The organism is Streptomyces sp. NPDC039609 (assembly GCF_055596705.1).
On the sequence record NZ_JBVIUJ010000014.1, the window covers coordinates 162,368 to 177,159 of the forward strand.

General features: G+C 71.9%; 12 protein-coding genes. 8 read left to right on the forward strand and 4 right to left on the reverse strand.

Going from position 1 to position 14,792, the window contains the following annotated elements; translation table 11 throughout:
- Positions 1 to 68: 68 nt before the first annotated feature.
- Positions 69 to 890, forward strand: a complete 822-nt coding sequence (locus tag ACZ561_RS33560) for an ATP-grasp domain-containing protein (protein WP_471002438.1) — start codon at positions 69 to 71, stop codon at positions 888 to 890.
- A 31-nt stretch (positions 891 to 921) separates the two neighbouring features.
- Here ACZ561_RS33560 and ku read toward each other — a convergent pair whose 3' ends face one another.
- Positions 922 to 1,986 (reverse strand): non-homologous end joining protein Ku, encoded by a 1,065-nt coding sequence (ku, locus tag ACZ561_RS33565; RefSeq protein ID WP_471002441.1) that lies wholly within the window; start codon positions 1,984 to 1,986, stop codon positions 922 to 924.
- A 49-nt stretch (positions 1,987 to 2,035) separates the two neighbouring features.
- Here ku and ligD point away from each other — a divergent pair, with 49 nt between their 5' ends.
- Positions 2,036 to 2,920, forward strand: a complete 885-nt coding sequence (ligD, locus tag ACZ561_RS33570) for a non-homologous end-joining DNA ligase (protein WP_471002444.1) — start codon at positions 2,036 to 2,038, stop codon at positions 2,918 to 2,920.
- Between the two features lie 13 nt (positions 2,921 to 2,933).
- Here ligD and ACZ561_RS33575 read toward each other — a convergent pair whose 3' ends face one another.
- Positions 2,934 to 3,905, reverse strand: a complete 972-nt coding sequence (locus ACZ561_RS33575) for an ATP-dependent DNA ligase (RefSeq protein ID WP_471002446.1) — start codon at positions 3,903 to 3,905, stop codon at positions 2,934 to 2,936.
- Positions 3,906 to 4,179: 274 nt separating this feature from the next.
- Between ACZ561_RS33575 and ACZ561_RS33580 the strand changes: the two genes are divergently transcribed.
- From ACZ561_RS33580 to ACZ561_RS33600, 5 genes are all read left to right on the forward strand, one after another.
- On the forward strand, positions 4,180 to 6,240 hold the full coding sequence (locus ACZ561_RS33580; RefSeq protein ID WP_471002449.1) for a PBS lyase: 2,061 nt from the start codon (positions 4,180 to 4,182) through the stop codon (positions 6,238 to 6,240).
- A gap of 385 nt (positions 6,241 to 6,625) precedes the next feature.
- Complete coding sequence (locus ACZ561_RS33585; RefSeq protein ID WP_471002452.1) at positions 6,626 to 7,408, forward strand: hypothetical protein; 783 nt, start codon at positions 6,626 to 6,628, stop codon at positions 7,406 to 7,408.
- Positions 7,405 to 8,697, forward strand: a complete 1,293-nt coding sequence (locus ACZ561_RS33590; protein ID WP_471002455.1) for an ATP-binding protein — start codon at positions 7,405 to 7,407, stop codon at positions 8,695 to 8,697. Before ACZ561_RS33585 ends, ACZ561_RS33590 begins: the two co-directional genes overlap by 4 nt.
- Positions 8,698 to 8,753: 56 nt before the next feature.
- Positions 8,754 to 10,133: an FtsW/RodA/SpoVE family cell cycle protein gene (locus ACZ561_RS33595; protein ID WP_471002458.1), complete on the forward strand. Its 1,380-nt coding sequence runs from the start codon at positions 8,754 to 8,756 to the stop codon at positions 10,131 to 10,133.
- Positions 10,130 to 11,608, forward strand: a complete 1,479-nt coding sequence (locus ACZ561_RS33600) for a penicillin-binding transpeptidase domain-containing protein (protein ID WP_471002460.1) — start codon at positions 10,130 to 10,132, stop codon at positions 11,606 to 11,608. The genes ACZ561_RS33595 and ACZ561_RS33600 overlap by 4 nt, the downstream gene beginning before the upstream one ends.
- Here the strand turns inward: ACZ561_RS33600 and ACZ561_RS33605 are convergent.
- On the reverse strand, positions 11,601 to 12,425 hold the full coding sequence (locus ACZ561_RS33605; protein WP_471002462.1) for a hypothetical protein: 825 nt from the start codon (positions 12,423 to 12,425) through the stop codon (positions 11,601 to 11,603). The genes ACZ561_RS33600 and ACZ561_RS33605 overlap by 8 nt on opposite strands.
- Positions 12,426 to 12,507: 82 nt before the next feature.
- Positions 12,508 to 13,617 (reverse strand): ferritin-like domain-containing protein, encoded by a 1,110-nt coding sequence (locus tag ACZ561_RS33610; RefSeq protein WP_471002464.1) that lies wholly within the window; start codon positions 13,615 to 13,617, stop codon positions 12,508 to 12,510.
- 167 nt (positions 13,618 to 13,784) lie between these two features.
- Here ACZ561_RS33610 and ACZ561_RS33615 point away from each other — a divergent pair, with 167 nt between their 5' ends.
- Positions 13,785 to 14,720 (forward strand): AurF N-oxygenase family protein, encoded by a 936-nt coding sequence (locus ACZ561_RS33615; protein ID WP_471002466.1) that lies wholly within the window; start codon positions 13,785 to 13,787, stop codon positions 14,718 to 14,720.
- Positions 14,721 to 14,792: the final 72 nt, after the last annotated feature.

Here is a 14,792-nt window from a genome sequence, read left to right on the forward strand (position 1 = left end):
CAGGGCCCGTTGATTAGCCCTTCTGATCGGAGTGCGAACCCTCGCCCGGCCTCTGCTTGGATGCCTCCATGGGAACGCTTCTTTACGTCACCGACCTCGGCTATCAGGCGCGCGGGCGTCGCTACTGCGACGAGGACATCTGGCTCTCCGGCCGGCTCCGCGAGGAGTTCGAGGTCGCGCTCTGCCATCCGCTCGACGCGGCCGCGCTGATGGACCGCTTCGACGCCGTCGTCGTACGCAACAGCGGGCCCGTGATCCACTACCAGGAGGCGTACGACACCTTCACGCGCGCCGCGCGCGAGGCGGGCGTGCGCATGTTCAACTCGCTCTCCGGCAAGGGCGACATGGCCGGGAAGGACTACCTCCTCCGCCTGTCGAGGGAGGGATTTCCGGTCATTCCCACGGCGGGACGTCGCGAGGAGTTCGACCGGCTGCCGGAGGCCGACGAGTACGTCGTGAAGCCCCTGCTCGGTGCGGACTCGGTCGGCCTCAGATTCGTGGAACGGGCCGGGCTCGACGAGGTGGACCCGGCGGGGATGCTCGTCCAGCCGCGCATCCCGTTCGCGTACGAGGTGTCGTTCTACTTCGTCGGGCACACCTTCCAGTACGCGCTGTACGCCCCGGACCCGGAGGCCCGCTGGAGGCTCGAACCGTACGCGCCGACCGCCGCGGACCTGGAGTTCGCCCAGCGCTTCGTCGACTGGAACGCCCTGGACTTCGGCATCCAGCGCGTGGACGCGTGCCGGGCCCCGGACGGGGAGCTGCTGCTGGTGGAGCTGGAGGACCTGAACCCGTACCTCTCGCTCGACCTGGTGGGCGAGGCGGAGCGGGAGGCGTTCGTCGACGCCATGAAGGGGTCACTGCGGGAGCTGCTCCGGGACACCCCTTAGGGAGTGCCCCGAAGGGCCGTGGCCGGCGGCCTCACGCACTGCGCTTGCGCGGGGTCGCCTTCTTCGCCGTCGTCTTCTTGGCCGCCGCCTTCTTCGCGGTGGACTTCGCGGTGGATTTCGCCGTCGACTTCGCGGTCGACTTCGCCGCCGCGGCCTTGCCGCCCGTCGCCGCCTTGGACGTCGACTTGCGCGCCGGTGCCGCCGTCTTCTTCGCGGCCGTCCTCGCCGTGGACTTCCGCGCGCCGGTCTCCTTCGGGGTCCGCGACGACGCCTTGCGCGGCGCCAGCTCGGTCACCTCGGCGACCCCGCCCTCCCCGCGCGCCTCCTTCGCCGCGCGGACACTGCTCTCCAGCGCGGCCATCAGGTCGATGACCCTTCCGCCGCCCTCCGCCTCGGGTTCCGGTGGCGCCAGCCCCTCGCCGCCCTCCGCCTTCGCGGCGATCATCTGCTCGACGGCCTCCCGGTAGTCGTCGTGCAGGGTGGTGATGTCCACCTCGCCGAGCGTGGCCATCAGGGCGTCCGCCAGGTCCAGTTCGGCGTCCCGGATCGCGACCGGAGTCTCCGGGGCCACCCCTTCGGGGGCGCGGATCTCGTCCGGCCAGAGCAGTCCGTGCATGGCGATCACGTCGTCCACGACCCTGAGCATCCCCAGCCGCTCCCGCCCCCGCAGCGCGTACTTCGCCACCGCCACCTTGTCGCTGCGCTTGAGCGCCTCCCGCAGCAGGGTGTACGGCTTGGCGGCCGGCACGCCGCTCGCGGAGAGGTAGTACGCGGCGTCCATCTGGAGCGGGTCGATCTCCCCGGCCGGCACGAAGGCCACGATCTCGATCGTCTTCGCCGTCGGCAGCGGCAGGGACGCCAGATCGTCGTCGGTGATCGGGATCATGGTCCCGTCGGCGTCCTCGTACGCCTTGCCGATCTCCGCCTGGGAGACCTCCTCGCCGTCCAGCTCGCACACCTTGCGGTAGCGGATCCGGCCGCCGTCCTCGGCGTGGATCTGGCGGAAGGACACGGACCGGCTCTCGGTGGCGTTCACCAGCTTGATCGGGATGCTGACCAGGCCGAAGGAAATGGCGCCGTTCCAAATGGATCGCACGTTTCATCCCTTTCACACGAGATTCCCGGAATCGTGGGATTCTCATCGTATGACGCCGATCACAGAGGTGGAGGGGCGGCGCCTGGCGCTCAGCAACCTGGACAAGATCCTCCACCCGGCCACCGGCACCACCAAGGGCGAGCTGCTGCACTACTACGCCACCGTCGGCGGCGCGCTCCTCCCCCATCTGCGCGACCGCCCGGTGTCCTTCCTGCGCTACCCGGACGGTCCCGAGGGCCAGCTCTTCTTCACGAAGAACCCGCCGCCCGGCACGCCCGCCTGGGTGAAGACCACCCCGGTGCCGCGCTCCGAGGACCCGCGCGCCCGGCAGGTGATGATCCAGGACCTGCCCTCCCTGATGTGGGCGGCGAACCTGGTGGTGGAGTTCCACACGCCGCAGTGGCGCGCCGACTCCCCGGCCGTCGCCGACCGGATCGTCTTCGATCTCGACCCCGGGCCGCCCGCGACCGTCGTGGAGTGCTGCCGGGTGGCGCTCTGGCTGCGCGAGCGGCTCGCCGAGGACGGCCTGGAGGCGTTCGTGAAGACCTCCGGCGCCAAGGGCCTGCATCTGCTCGTACCGGTGGAGCCGACGCCCTCCGACCAGGTGTCGGCGTACGCGAAACAGCTCGCCGTCCGGGCCGAGGCGGACCACCCCGCCCTGGTCGTGCACCGGATGGCGCGGGCCCTGCGGCCGGGGAAGGTCTTCGTCGACTTCAGCCAGAACGCCGCCGCCAAGACCACGGCCACGCCCTACACCCTGCGGGCCCGGCCGCGGCCGGCCGTCTCCGCGCCGGTGACCTGGGAGGAGGTCGAGGCGTGCGGTGACCCCGGCGATCTCGTCCTGCTGATGGACGACATCGCGCCACGTCTGGAGCGGTACGGGGATCTGCTCGCGCCGCTCTTCGACGCGGACCGGGCCGGCGCCCTGCCCTGACACGGGCGTCACGTCATGCGAAGTCGGCGGCCGACTCCTCGGGCGTCAGGTCCGGTCGCAGGCGCAGCCAGGACGGCTGGCGCAGCAGCCCGTTCCGGGTGCGGACGGCGTACCGGACCTCGCCCACCAGGCGCGGCACGACCCAGTGCGCCCCGGCCACCGGCGGCACCTCCGAGAAGGGGCAGTCGTCGATCTCGGCGGCCTGCAGCAGCCGGGCCAGGGTGGTGCGCTCGGATTCGCTCCAGCCGGTTCCCACGCTGCCGACGTAGCGCAGACCGCCGGCGTGACGCTGTCCCATGAGGACCGATCCCGGCAGGCCGGACAGCCGTCCGCCGCCGGGCAGCCAGCCGCCGACGACGATGTCCGCGGTGCGCATGTTGCGGATCTTGATCCAGTTCTTCGAGCGGACCCCGGGCTCGTACCGGGAGGTGATCCGTTTGCAGAGGAGTCCTTCCAGGCCGTGTTCGCGGGTCGCCCTGAGCGCGACCTCGCCGTGGCCCACCAGGGCACGCGGCGTGGACCAGGCCGGGCCTTCCAGCGACAGCCCTTCGAGCTCCTGGCGCCGCTCCGTCCAGGGCAGACCGGTCAGCAGCCGGCCGTCGAGGAACACCAGGTCGAACAGGACGGCGTGCACCGGGTCGCTCACCGCCATCCGCCGCGCCCGGGCGGGCGAGCCCGCCAGGCCCATGCGGGGCTGGAGCCGGGCGAAGTCGCTGTGCCCGCTCTCGTCGAGCACGACGATCTCCGCGTCCAGCACCGCCGCCCGGCCCGCGGGCAGCGCCCGGCCCAGCGCCCGGAGCTCCGGGTAGGCGGCGGAGACGTCCTCGCCGGACCGCGAGCGCACCACAAGGCCGCCGTCCCCGCCGAGATAGAGCATCGCCCTTTGGCCATCTTGCTTGGTCTCGTAGGCCCACGCGGCGTCCCGCCCGGGGGGTGGCAGCGCGCCGGGCGTGGCGAGCATCGGCGCGATACGAGGAAGGTCCACGGGTCAGTCCTCACCTGGGGCGGCCGCCACTACTCCCCGATCCCGGCCGATTCAGCCATGAGACACACGGAAGACACCCGGAAGCGGCGGTTCGCGCCGGCCGGTGCGCCGAACGCGCCCCGGGGCAACTCCCGGAGCGTGCCGGGCGCGTGGCGCAAAGCATGCGCCCCGGGGGCGGTTCGTGGACCGCGTCCGGTCAGCGGGTCCTTGTTGTCGGGGCCGTGGTGCACACTTGCTGCCTGGTACAGCGCTCACGGGGAAGGCGGCGGCCGGCATGCTGACGGGGATCGAGGAGGTCGACTGGGCCTCGCTGGGCCATGCCTACGGCCCCGCGGACGATGTGCCGGGGCTGTTGCGCGGACTCGCCTCGGCGGATCCGGCGGAGCGCGAGCTCGCCCTCGACGGGATGTACGGCGCGGTGCACCACCAGGGCGATGTGTACGACTCGACGCTCGCCTGCATCCCCTTCCTGCTCGAACTCGTCGCCGATCCGAAGGTCCAGGACCGGGGCGGCATCGTCGAGTTGCTGACCAGCATCGGCGGGATCGATCTGAGCGACGACGACGAGCTGGACCAACTCGACCCGGACGACGAGGAGTTCATCCCCGCCGCCAACTACGCGATGGCGGCTGCCGCCGTCGCCGCGGGGGCGGACGTCTTCCTCGGCCTGGTCGGCGACCCCGATCCCGAGGTGCGGCTGGCCGCCCCGTGCGCGCTCGCCTCGCTCCACCCCGACCCGGCGCGCGTCCTGACCCTGCTGCGGGAGCGGCTGACGGTCGAGTGCGAAACGGAGGTGCGGCTCGCCCTGGTGGAGGCCGTGGGGCGGATCGCGCGGCGGCACGAGTCGCTGCGTGCCGAGACGGTCGAGTGGCTCGGCTGGCTCACCCGCGCCGCGCAGGCGCCGGGCCTGCGGCTCGCGGCCCTCGCCCAGCTGGCCCGGTGCGCGCCGGGCGAGGTCCCGGACGACGTCGTGGAGCGGGTGACGGACCTGCTCGACGAGGTGCGGACCACACCCGTCGAGCCGGCCCGCCCCGAGAGCCCCCGGCCGTCCACGCCCACCCTGATCGGGCAGGTCCGCGAGCTGTTCGAGGAGCGCTCGTCCGGGCGCCCGACGCCGTGGACCGACGAGCTGATGCGCACGCTCCACACCGCGCTCGACGACCGTGTGGACGACCGGATCGCGCTGGTCCTCTCCCAACTGCGCAGCCCCGACCGGTCCCAGAGAGCGGACGCGATCTGGCTGTGCGGCGGGTTGATACGAGTGTGGCGCGGGCGGTACGAAGAGGTGGTGCGGCTGGTCGGGGCTCAGCTCACCGACCCCGACCCGAGGCTGCGCGAGGCCGCCGCCTCGTTCCTGGAGGGGCTGTTCGAGCTGACCGGCCCCGCGGTCGACACCCTCGCGGCGTGGCTCGCCGCCCCGGGCCCCGGAGCGTCCGACGCCCGGGCGAGGGCGCTGCTCGCCCTCGCCAGGTCCGGGGACCCGCGGGCGGTGCCGCTGCTCGCCCGGGCTCTGCGGGAGCCGGAGGTGCGGCGCGATCTGCTGTACGCGGTCCCGACCCTGGGCCCCGCGGCCGTCCCGCTCGCCCCCGCGCTGCGCCGCCGGCTGGCCCGGGTCGAGCTGGACGACCGGCTGTACGACCACGCGGCGCCGCTGCTCTTCGCACTGGCCTCGGTCCGGGGCGTCCAAGCCCTCCCCGAGGTGCTGCGGGTGCTGCGCGGGGCGCCGCCGAACCGTAGGGACTGGGTGCAGGAGGCGGCGCTGCGGGCCCTCGCGGCCTTCGGGCCCGCCGCCCGGGAGGCGCTGCCGGAGGTGCGGGCGCTGCTGGGGAGCGACGCGGCGGGGGTCTCGGCGCAGGCGGCGCTCGCGCTCTGGTCGGTGGAGGGCGACCGCGGTGCCGTGCTGCCGGCCCTGGAGGCCCGGCTGAGTTCCGGCGCGCCGGACGCCGACCGGTGCGTGGCCGCCCGGGCCCTGGGCGAGATCGGCCCGGCCGCGGCCTGCGGAGCACCTGCCCTGCTCCCCGGTCTCACGGCGCGCGACCTGTGGGTGCGGGTGCGCAGTGCGACGGCCCTGTGGCGGGTGTCCGGGGACGTGGATTCGGCGCTCCCGGTGCTGATGGCGGGCTGGGAGGAGAACCGGCACGCACGCGTGGACATCGCCGAGTGCCTGGCCGAGATGGGCCCCGCGGCCGCGGCGGCGGAGGGGCTGATCCGTGCGGAGCTGGCCCGGCGCCGTCGTCACAACGTGCGCGAGAGCGGCTTCAGCAGCCATGACGTCCACGAGGACGAGAAGCTGCTCACCTTCTGCCGTGCGGCGCTCGACCGGATGGAGCTGTAACAGTTCCTCGGCGGCGCCCATGGGCGACCGTGACGAAGCGGCAATATCGAACATTTGACCTTGAATCCATCAAGTTCTCGCGGCGAGGATCCGAGGTCCCGACGCACACGCCCACCGGCGCGAACCCGGGACCTCGACCGCCGAGACCGGCGGAGTGGCCGCTCCGCAGCGTCGCCGAGACGCGGACCGGGGACCCGATCGAGACGTACCCGACGGACGGCTCCACGGCCGTCTTCGAGGTCCGCAGGATCCAGCAAGTAGACAAAAAGGACTTCCCTACGAATAAGGTCTACGGGAAGACGACCATCCCGAGCTCCGGCCGATCACCTGTGGGGCCCGATCAAGGACGGTCACCGCACCGACACCATCAGCCCCGAGGAGCAGCGTGAGACCGCGCGGACGGCCGCTCGTCGCCGCCGTGGCCCTGGCCGCGGCGGCGCCGCTCGTGCTCTCCGGCTGCGGCGGCGTGGGTGGACTGGAGAGCGCCGGCCCCACGCCCACCGCCGTCGGCCCGGTCCGCCTCTGGCCCGACCTGCCGCCGGCGAGCGAGCCGCCCCTCGACTACGGCGAGACCGACACCCAGAGCGTCCCCGGCATCAAGGCCCCCGACAACGACGTCCACCGCGTCGACGCCCTGGCCGTGGTCCGGGCCGAGGTGAACGCCCACCCCGACACGTACTCCGGCGCCGACGGCATGTACGAGGAGACGGCCCGGCAGATCGGCCGGTGCACCACCGAGCCCGCGAAGTGTCCGGTCATGCGGCCGTACTACCGTGATCTGACCGGCAACGGCCGCGACGAGCTGATCGTCGGTATCCGGATGCCCGATCAGCAGGTCGGCCTGCGGGTCTATCTCGCCGAGAACGACGGCCTCACCCGGATCATGTCCACCATCGACCAGGTCATCAGCGTGGAGCTGGCGGGCCGGGACGTGATCGTACGGGCCGCCTCGGCCGGCATTCCCGGATACGAGTACCGCACCGCGTGGTCCTGGGACGAGCAGCAGCGCGCGATGCTGCCGACCCGGGACGAGATCGTGCGCGTGAAGCCGCCGGTCCCGTCGCCCTCCCCGACCCCCGAGCCCCGTTTCGTGGAGCCCACGACACCGCCCTCCCCGTCCCCGACCCCCTTCCCCTCGGCCGACGTGCTCTCCGGAGAGCCCCGGTGACCCGGCACGCGCGACTGCGCCTCCCCGCCTGGACGGCCACCCTCACCTGGAAGTCCACGGTCTTCATCGCGGTCATGTGCTGTGCGCTGGCGGCGCTGCTCGGTGTGCTCGTCCATGTCTCGGTGGCGGGGCAGACCGTGAACGACTCCCGCGAGAGGGCGCTGACCCGGCTCACCGCCGCCACCCGGGCCTACGAGGCGGGCGATCCGCTCCCCCGGTTCACCGGTATCGACCCGGAGGGGCTGCCGGGCTCGCTGCGCGCCCTCGCCCTTCAGGGCGAGCGCGGCACGGTGGTCGTGGAGCACGAGGGCCGGCCGACGATGTGGGCGGCGGGCCCGGCGGACGGCCGAGCTCTCGCCGTACAGCTGGACTACACGACGAGCGCGGAGACCATCGACGGGCTCGACCGCTCGATCCTGGGCTCCTCGGTCCTGGCGATCGGGGCCACGCTGCTCCTGGGTGCCTTCGCCGTCACCCGGGTCACCCGGCGGCTGCACCTGACCGCCCAGGTCGCCCGGCGGATCAGCGCGGGCGACCTCGACGCGCGGGTCAACGACCCCCGCACGAAGGACCCTTCGCGCCCCCAGGACGAGGTGGCCACGGTCTCCGGGGCACTCGACACGATGGCCTCCTCGCTCCAGCGCAAGCTGCAGACCGAGCAGCGCTTCACCGCCGATGTCGCGCACGAGCTGCGCACCCCGCTGACCGGCCTGTCGGCCGCCGCCGAACTGCTGCCGGAGGGGCGGCCCTCGGAGCTCGTACGGGACCGGGTGAGGACGATGCGCGACCTGACCGAGGACCTGCTGGAGATCTCCCGGCTCGACGCCCGCAACGAGACGGTCGATCTGGCGGTCCACGACCTCGGCCCGCTCGCGCGGCGGGTGGTGAGCGCGTCGGGGACGGAGACCGAGGTGCGGATCGTCCGGGACGCCACGGTCGAGACGGACAGGAGGCGCCTGGAGCGGGTCCTCGGCAATCTCGTCGCCAACGCGCACAAACACGGCGCGCCGCCGGTGGTCCTGACCGTGGACGGCGCGGTCGTCACGGTGCGGGACCACGGTCCCGGATACCCGGAGTACCTGCTGGCGACCGGGCCGCAGCGGTTCCGTACGGAGAGCGGCGGCAAGGGGCACGGGCTCGGTCTCACGATCGCGGTGGGGCAGGCCGAAGTGATCGGTGCGGAACTGGTCTTCGGCCGGGCGCCGGACGACGCAGGCGGGGCGCTGGCACGACTGACCCTGCCCGAGTACGTGGCCTTCGACCCGGTGGAGACCGCGCCGGAGCCCTGACGGCGCACCGTCACACATAAGGGATATAAGGGTTATTGCTTGCTACGTTGCGGACCATGACCGCAACGACGGCGGACGCTCCCCCGCCCGGGTCTCGCACCCCGAAGCGCCGCGGCGTGGAACTCTCCCTCCTCGTCTGCGCCGTCCTCATCTCCGTGCTCGGCTACGCCGACGTCGGCCTGGCCAGGAGCGGCGCCGTGCCGCCGGACGCCGTCCGCTACGGCGCCGGTCTCGGCGCGCTCGCGCTCCTGGCCCATCTCGCCGTCCGCTTCCGCGCGCCGTACGCCGATCCGCTGCTGCTGCCCATCGCCGTGCTCCTCAACGGGCTCGGCCTGGTGCTGATCTACCGGCTCGACCTGGAGACCCCCCACGACCAGGCCGCCTTCACCCAGCTGGTCTGGTCGACGCTGGGGGTGGCGCTCTTCATCGCCGTCGTCGTCCTGCTGCGCGACCATCGGGCGCTCCAGCGGTACGCCTACCTGTCGATGGCCACGGCGCTCGTCCTGATGCTCGTGCCGATCTTCTTCCCGGCCGTGAACGGGGCCAAGATCTGGATCAGGATCGGCGGACTCTCCTTCCAGCCGGGCGAGTTCGCCAAGATCCTGCTGGCCGTGTTCTTCGCCGCCTACCTCGCGGCGAACCGCAACGCGCTGGCATACACCGGCCGCAGGATCTGGAAGCTTCAGTTCCCCACCGGCCGCGTGCTCGGGCCGATCGTCGCGATCTGGGTCCTGAGCGTGGGCGTCCTGATCCTGGAGCGGGACCTCGGCACCTCGCTGCTCTTCTTCGGACTCTTCGTGATCATGCTGTACGTGGCGACGGGCCGGACCGGCTGGATCGCCGTCGGGCTGCTCCTGGCGGCCTTCGGGGCCTTCGCCGTCGGCTCCTTCGAGCCCCATGTGCACAGCCGGGTCGAGGACTGGCTCAACCCGTACGCCTCCATCGAGGCGGGTGACGGACCCGGCCAGCTCGCGCAGTCCCTCTTCTCCTTCGCCGCCGGCGGAGTGCTCGGCACCGGCCTCGGACTCGGGCACTCCATCCTGATCGGATTCGCCGCCAAGTCCGACTTCATCCTCGCCACGGCCGGCGAGGAGCTCGGCCTGGTCGGACTGACCGCCCTCTTCCTGCTGTACGCGCTGCTCGTCGCACGCGGCTACCGGGCCGGGCTCGCGCTGCGCGACCCCTTCGGGCGGCTGCTCGCGATCGGCCTCGCCTCCATCCTGGCGCTCCAGGTCTTCGTGATCGCCGGCGGGGTGACGGGCCTGATCCCGCTGACCGGCATGCCCATGCCGTTCCTGGCGCAGGGCGGTTCGTCCGTCGTCACCAACTGGGTCATCGTGGCGCTGCTGATCCGGGTGAGCGACTCGGCCCGCGCCCCGCTCCCGGACGCCGTCGAGACCGGGGTCATCGCACCGGTCGTGGAGGACGCCCGGTGATCCGGTACATCCGGCGCGCTGCCGCGCTCTGTCTCGTCCTCCTGGTGGCGCTCCTGGTGAACGCCGCGCGGGTGATGGTCCTCCAGGCGGACGAACTGGACGGGAACCCGGCCAACCGACGCCCCGCGATCGCCCGTTGGGGCCAGCCGCGCGGCGCGATCGTCGTCGACGGACGGCCGGTGACCGGCTCACGGGACAGCGGGCAGCAGCTGCGCTACGAACGGACCTACAAGCAGGGCCCGTTGTACGCGCCGGTGACCGGCTACGCCTCCCAGACGTACGGCACCGCGTTCGTGGAGAGCGCCGAGGACGGCATCCTCGCCGGTACGAGTGCGCTGCTCGCCCCGCTGCCGTTCTGGAACGACATCACCCGGGGCCGCCAGCCCGGCGGGAAAGCGGTGACGACGGTCCGGGCCTCGATGCAGGAGGCCGCGTACCGGGGACTCGGCGGGAAGCGCGGGGCGGTCGCGGCGATCGAGCCGTCGAGCGGACGCATCCTGGCCCTGGTCTCCTCGCCCTCCTACGACCCGGGGCTGCTGTCGGGGACGGGCCCGGAGGTCGAGGAGGCGTGGGCGCGGCTGAACTCCTCGCCGAACCAGCCGATGCTGAACCGGGCGATCCGGCAGACCTATCCCCCCGGTTCGACCTTCAAGATCGTGACCGCGGCGGCGGCACTCGACGCGGACGTGGTGAGGGACGTCGACGCGCCGACGGACACGCCGGACCCGTTCGTGCTGCCGGGCACCCGGCAGGTTCTCCCGAACGCGGCGAAGGGGTGCGGGAACGCCTCGCTGGCGTACGCGATCCAGTGGTCCTGCAACACGGTGATGGCCGGCCTCGGGGTGGAGGTGGGCCTGACGGGGATGGTCGACGCGGCGGAGAGGTTCGGCTTCGACGACACGCGCCTGAAGGTCCCCGCCTGGGTCGCGAGGTCCAACTTCGACACGGACATGAGCCCCGACCAGCTGGCGCTGTCGTCGATCGGCCAGTTCAACACGACGGCGACCCCGCTGCAGATGGCGATGGTGGCGGCGGCGGTCGCCAACAACGGGGAGATCGCGTACCCGTATCTGGTCGAACGGACGACGACGTCGGGCGGCACGACGGTCGACACCACCGGCCGCCGCAGCTACCGCCAGGCGATGCGCCCCTCGACCGCCACCCAGCTGCAGCGACTGATGGTCAGGGCGGTCGAGGAGGGGACGGGCACGAACGCGGCGATCCCCGGGGCGGTCGTCGGCGGCAAGACCGGCACGGCCCAGCACGGCCTGGGCAACACCGGGACGCCGTACGCCTGGTTCATCGCCTGGGCACAGGCCGCGGACGCGGCCCAGCCCGCGGTGGCGGTGGCGGTCGTCATCGAGGACGCGGAGGCCAGCCGTACGGACATCAGCGGCGGCGGCAGCGCGGCGCCGATCGCCCGGGCCGTGATGGAGGAGGCGCTGCTCCCCGCCCCCACCGAGGGCGTCAGCTGATCGGCTTGCGGATCTCCGCGCGGATCTTGGCCGTGGTCTCGGCGAGCTCGGCCAGGTCGATGTCCTTCGGGTCGGCCGTGGCCGACTCGGGGGTGACGCGGGCGACGGCGGCGGCGGTGTTGTCGTCGCCCCAGGCGCACATGGGGAGCGTGGTCGTGCCCAGGGCGTCCTTCGACGTGGTGACCTGACAGCGGATGGTCACGCCGTACCCGGCGGGGGTGAAGTCCTTGGGCCGGACGACGAGCGTCGAACCCTTCTCCGTGGCCGCGCCCTTGAGGATGGACGAGCGGGTGAGCTCACCGTTCTTGATGCGTCCGTGCATCCCGGAGACGACGAGGGCGGAGTCGTCCTTGCCGCTGTACTGTCCGACCGCCGCCTTGGCGTCCTTCACGGTGAGGTCGGGGGTGTCCTCGATCTCCTTGCCCTCGGTCTCGGAGAGGTCGGAGACCAGCGTGTACTCGCCGGCGAGGAGGGTCTTGGGGACGACGAGCTTGTGCGTCGCCTCGGGGAAGGAGCCGGTGACGCCGGAGAGCCCGGCGAAAGCCCCGTAACCGAGACCGCCGACCAGGACCAGGGAGCCGAGGACGATGGCGACGATCGCCCCGGCCGACAGCTTCTTCTTCGGCGGCGGCCCCGTGGGCGGCTGCCCCCAGGCCCCGGCGCCCGGCCCCTGGTACTGCGGCGGAACACCCTGCGGAGGGAAGCCCTGCTGAGGGAAGCCCTGCCCGGCACCGAACGCACCGGGCTGCTGCGGGGGCGGCACGGGCCCGCCGTACGGGTGGTGGGGCGGCTGGGTCGGCGATGGCGGCATGGTCATGCCGGGCACGCTACGTCACCCGCACCACCACCCACGCTCCCGGGTCCGGCCCCGGCCCCGCCCCGGCGACCTCCTCCTCCGGCTACCCCTCCGCCGCGCCCTGCGCGATGGCCTCGTCGACCTCCGCGATCCGCTCCCCCTCCTCCGTGGCGAAGCGCTCCCGGTCCAGCGCCTCGGCCACCTCCTCGTCCTGCGTCATCAACAGGTCCAGGTTCGAGTCGCCCAGGTCGAAGACACCCATGTCCAGATACGCCCGCTGCAGGCGCTCGCCCCACAGGCCTATGTCCTTCACGCACGGGACGATCCGGCTGAACAGCAGCTTGCGGAAGAGGTGCAGGAACTCGCTCTGCTCGCTGAGCTCCTGCGCCTCCTTCTTCGGGATGCCGAAGTTCTCCAGGACCTCGACCCCTCGCAGCCGGTCCCGCATCAGATAGCAGCCCTCGATCACGAACTCCTCGCGTTCGCGCAGTTCCGCGTCCGACAGCTGCTTGTAGTAGTCGCGCAGCGCCATACGGCCGAAGGCCACGTGCCGGGCCTCGTCCTGCATCACGTACGCCAGGATCTGCTTCGGGAGCGGCTTGTCCGTCGTGTCGCGGATCATGCCGAAGGCGGCCAGCGCCAGGCCCTCGATGAGGACCTGCATACCGAGGTACGGCATGTCCCAGCGCGAGTCGCGCAGGGTGTCGCCGAGCAGGCCCTGGAGGTTGTCGTTGATCGGGTAGAGCATCCCGACCTTCTCGTGCAGGAAGCGACCGTAGATCTCCGCGTGCCGCGCCTCGTCCATCGTCTGTGTCGCCGAGTAGAACTTGGCGTCCAGGTCCGGGACCGACTCCACGATCCGGGCGGCGCAGACCATCGCACCCTGCTCGCCGTGGAGGAACTGGCTGAACTGCCAGGAGGCGTAGTGCCTGCGCAGATCACCCTTGTCCTTCTCGGTCATCTTCGCCCAGTGCCGGGTGCCGTGGAGGGTGAGGACGTCGTCCGGGGTGCCGAGCGGGTCGTACGGGTCGACCTCGAGCTCCCAGTCGATGCGGGTGGCGCCGTCCCACTGCTTGTCCTTGCCCTTCTGGTAGAGGGCGAGAAGACGCTCGCGCCCCTGCTCGTACTCCCAGTTGAAGCGGGCGTGCCCGGACGCGGGGACGTTCCAGTGAGATTCCCTCGGGGCCTTCACGTATAGGTCGTGCGTGGACACTGACGACTCCTTCGCTCGCCGAACGTGCTCCTTCCGGCAGGCTCACACGTTGGTAGACAGACGGTCAACAAGTAGTGCGCAAGGGATTGACGGCCTTACTGACGAGCAGTCTCATAAGAGTGTCCACAGGTAACTCGACCGCGTGCACAGCGAGGTGTCTCACCGTCATGACCACTCGGACCGAGCACGACTTCACCCTCATCCGGGACGCCCTCGGCCCCCTGCGCGACCGGGAACAGGTCGCCGCGCGGCTGCTCGAGTCCTCCCTCAAGCATTCCTTCGACCCCGAGACCGAACTCGACTGGGAGGCCCCGCTCGAGGACGGGAAGTGGTTCTGGCCACCGGAGCTGGTGTCCCTCTACGACACCCCGCAGTGGCGGAAGATGTCCGAGGAGCAGCGGATGGACCTCGCCCGGCACGAGGCGGCCTCGCTCGCCTCGCTGGGCATCTGGTTCGAGATCATCCTGATGCAGCTGCTCGTCCGGCACATCTACGACAAGTCCCTCACCAGCAACCATGTGCGCTACGCGCTCACCGAGATCGCCGACGAGTGCCGGCACTCGATGATGTTCGCCCGGATGATCCAGAAGGGCGGCGCACCCGCCTACCAGGTCCCGCGGATCTACCACAATCTGGCCCGCGTCCTGAAGACCGTCTCCACCACCCCCGGCTCCTTCGCCGCGACCCTCCTCGGCGAGGAGATCCTCGACTGGATGCAGCGTCTGACCTTCCCGGACGAGCGCGTCCAGACGCTGGTGCGCGGCGTGACCCGCATCCACGTCGTCGAGGAGGCACGGCACGTGCGCTACGCCCGCGAGGAGCTGCGGCGCCAGATGGTGACCGCACCCCGCTGGGAGCAGGAGTTCACCCGGCTCAGCTGCGGCGAGGCCGCCCGCGTCTTCTCCACCTGCTTCATCAACCCCAAGGTGTACGAGAACGTCGGCCTGGACCGCCGCCAGGCCCTCGCCCAGGTCCGCGCGAGCGGCCACCGCCGAGAGGTGATGCAGTCGGGCGCGAAGCGGCTGACGGACTTCCTCGACGACATAGGCGTGCTACGGGGACCGGGCCGGCGGCTCTGGAAGGCCTCGGGACTGCTCGCGTGACCGCCCGGCCCCGCGTGGCCGTGACCACGGCCACGCGGCGGAGCCGCACATCGATACAGCTCCCCTGCGTGT

Bases quoted from the DNA above. Each gene is read 5' to 3' on its own strand.
- ACZ561_RS33560 (WP_471002438.1), top strand. From the start codon at position 69: ATGGGAACGCTTCTTTACGTCACCGACCTCGGCTATCAGGCGCGCGGG.
- ligD (WP_471002444.1), top strand. From the start codon at position 2,036: ATGACGCCGATCACAGAGGTGGAGGGGCGGCGCCTGGCGCTCAGCAAC.
- ACZ561_RS33580 (WP_471002449.1), top strand. From the start codon at position 4,180: ATGCTGACGGGGATCGAGGAGGTCGACTGGGCCTCGCTGGGCCATGCC.
- ACZ561_RS33595 (WP_471002458.1), top strand. From the start codon at position 8,754: ATGACCGCAACGACGGCGGACGCTCCCCCGCCCGGGTCTCGCACCCCG.
- ACZ561_RS33605 (WP_471002462.1), bottom strand. From the start codon at position 12,425: ATGACCATGCCGCCATCGCCGACCCAGCCGCCCCACCACCCGTACGGC.
- ACZ561_RS33615 (WP_471002466.1), top strand. From the start codon at position 13,785: ATGACCACTCGGACCGAGCACGACTTCACCCTCATCCGGGACGCCCTC.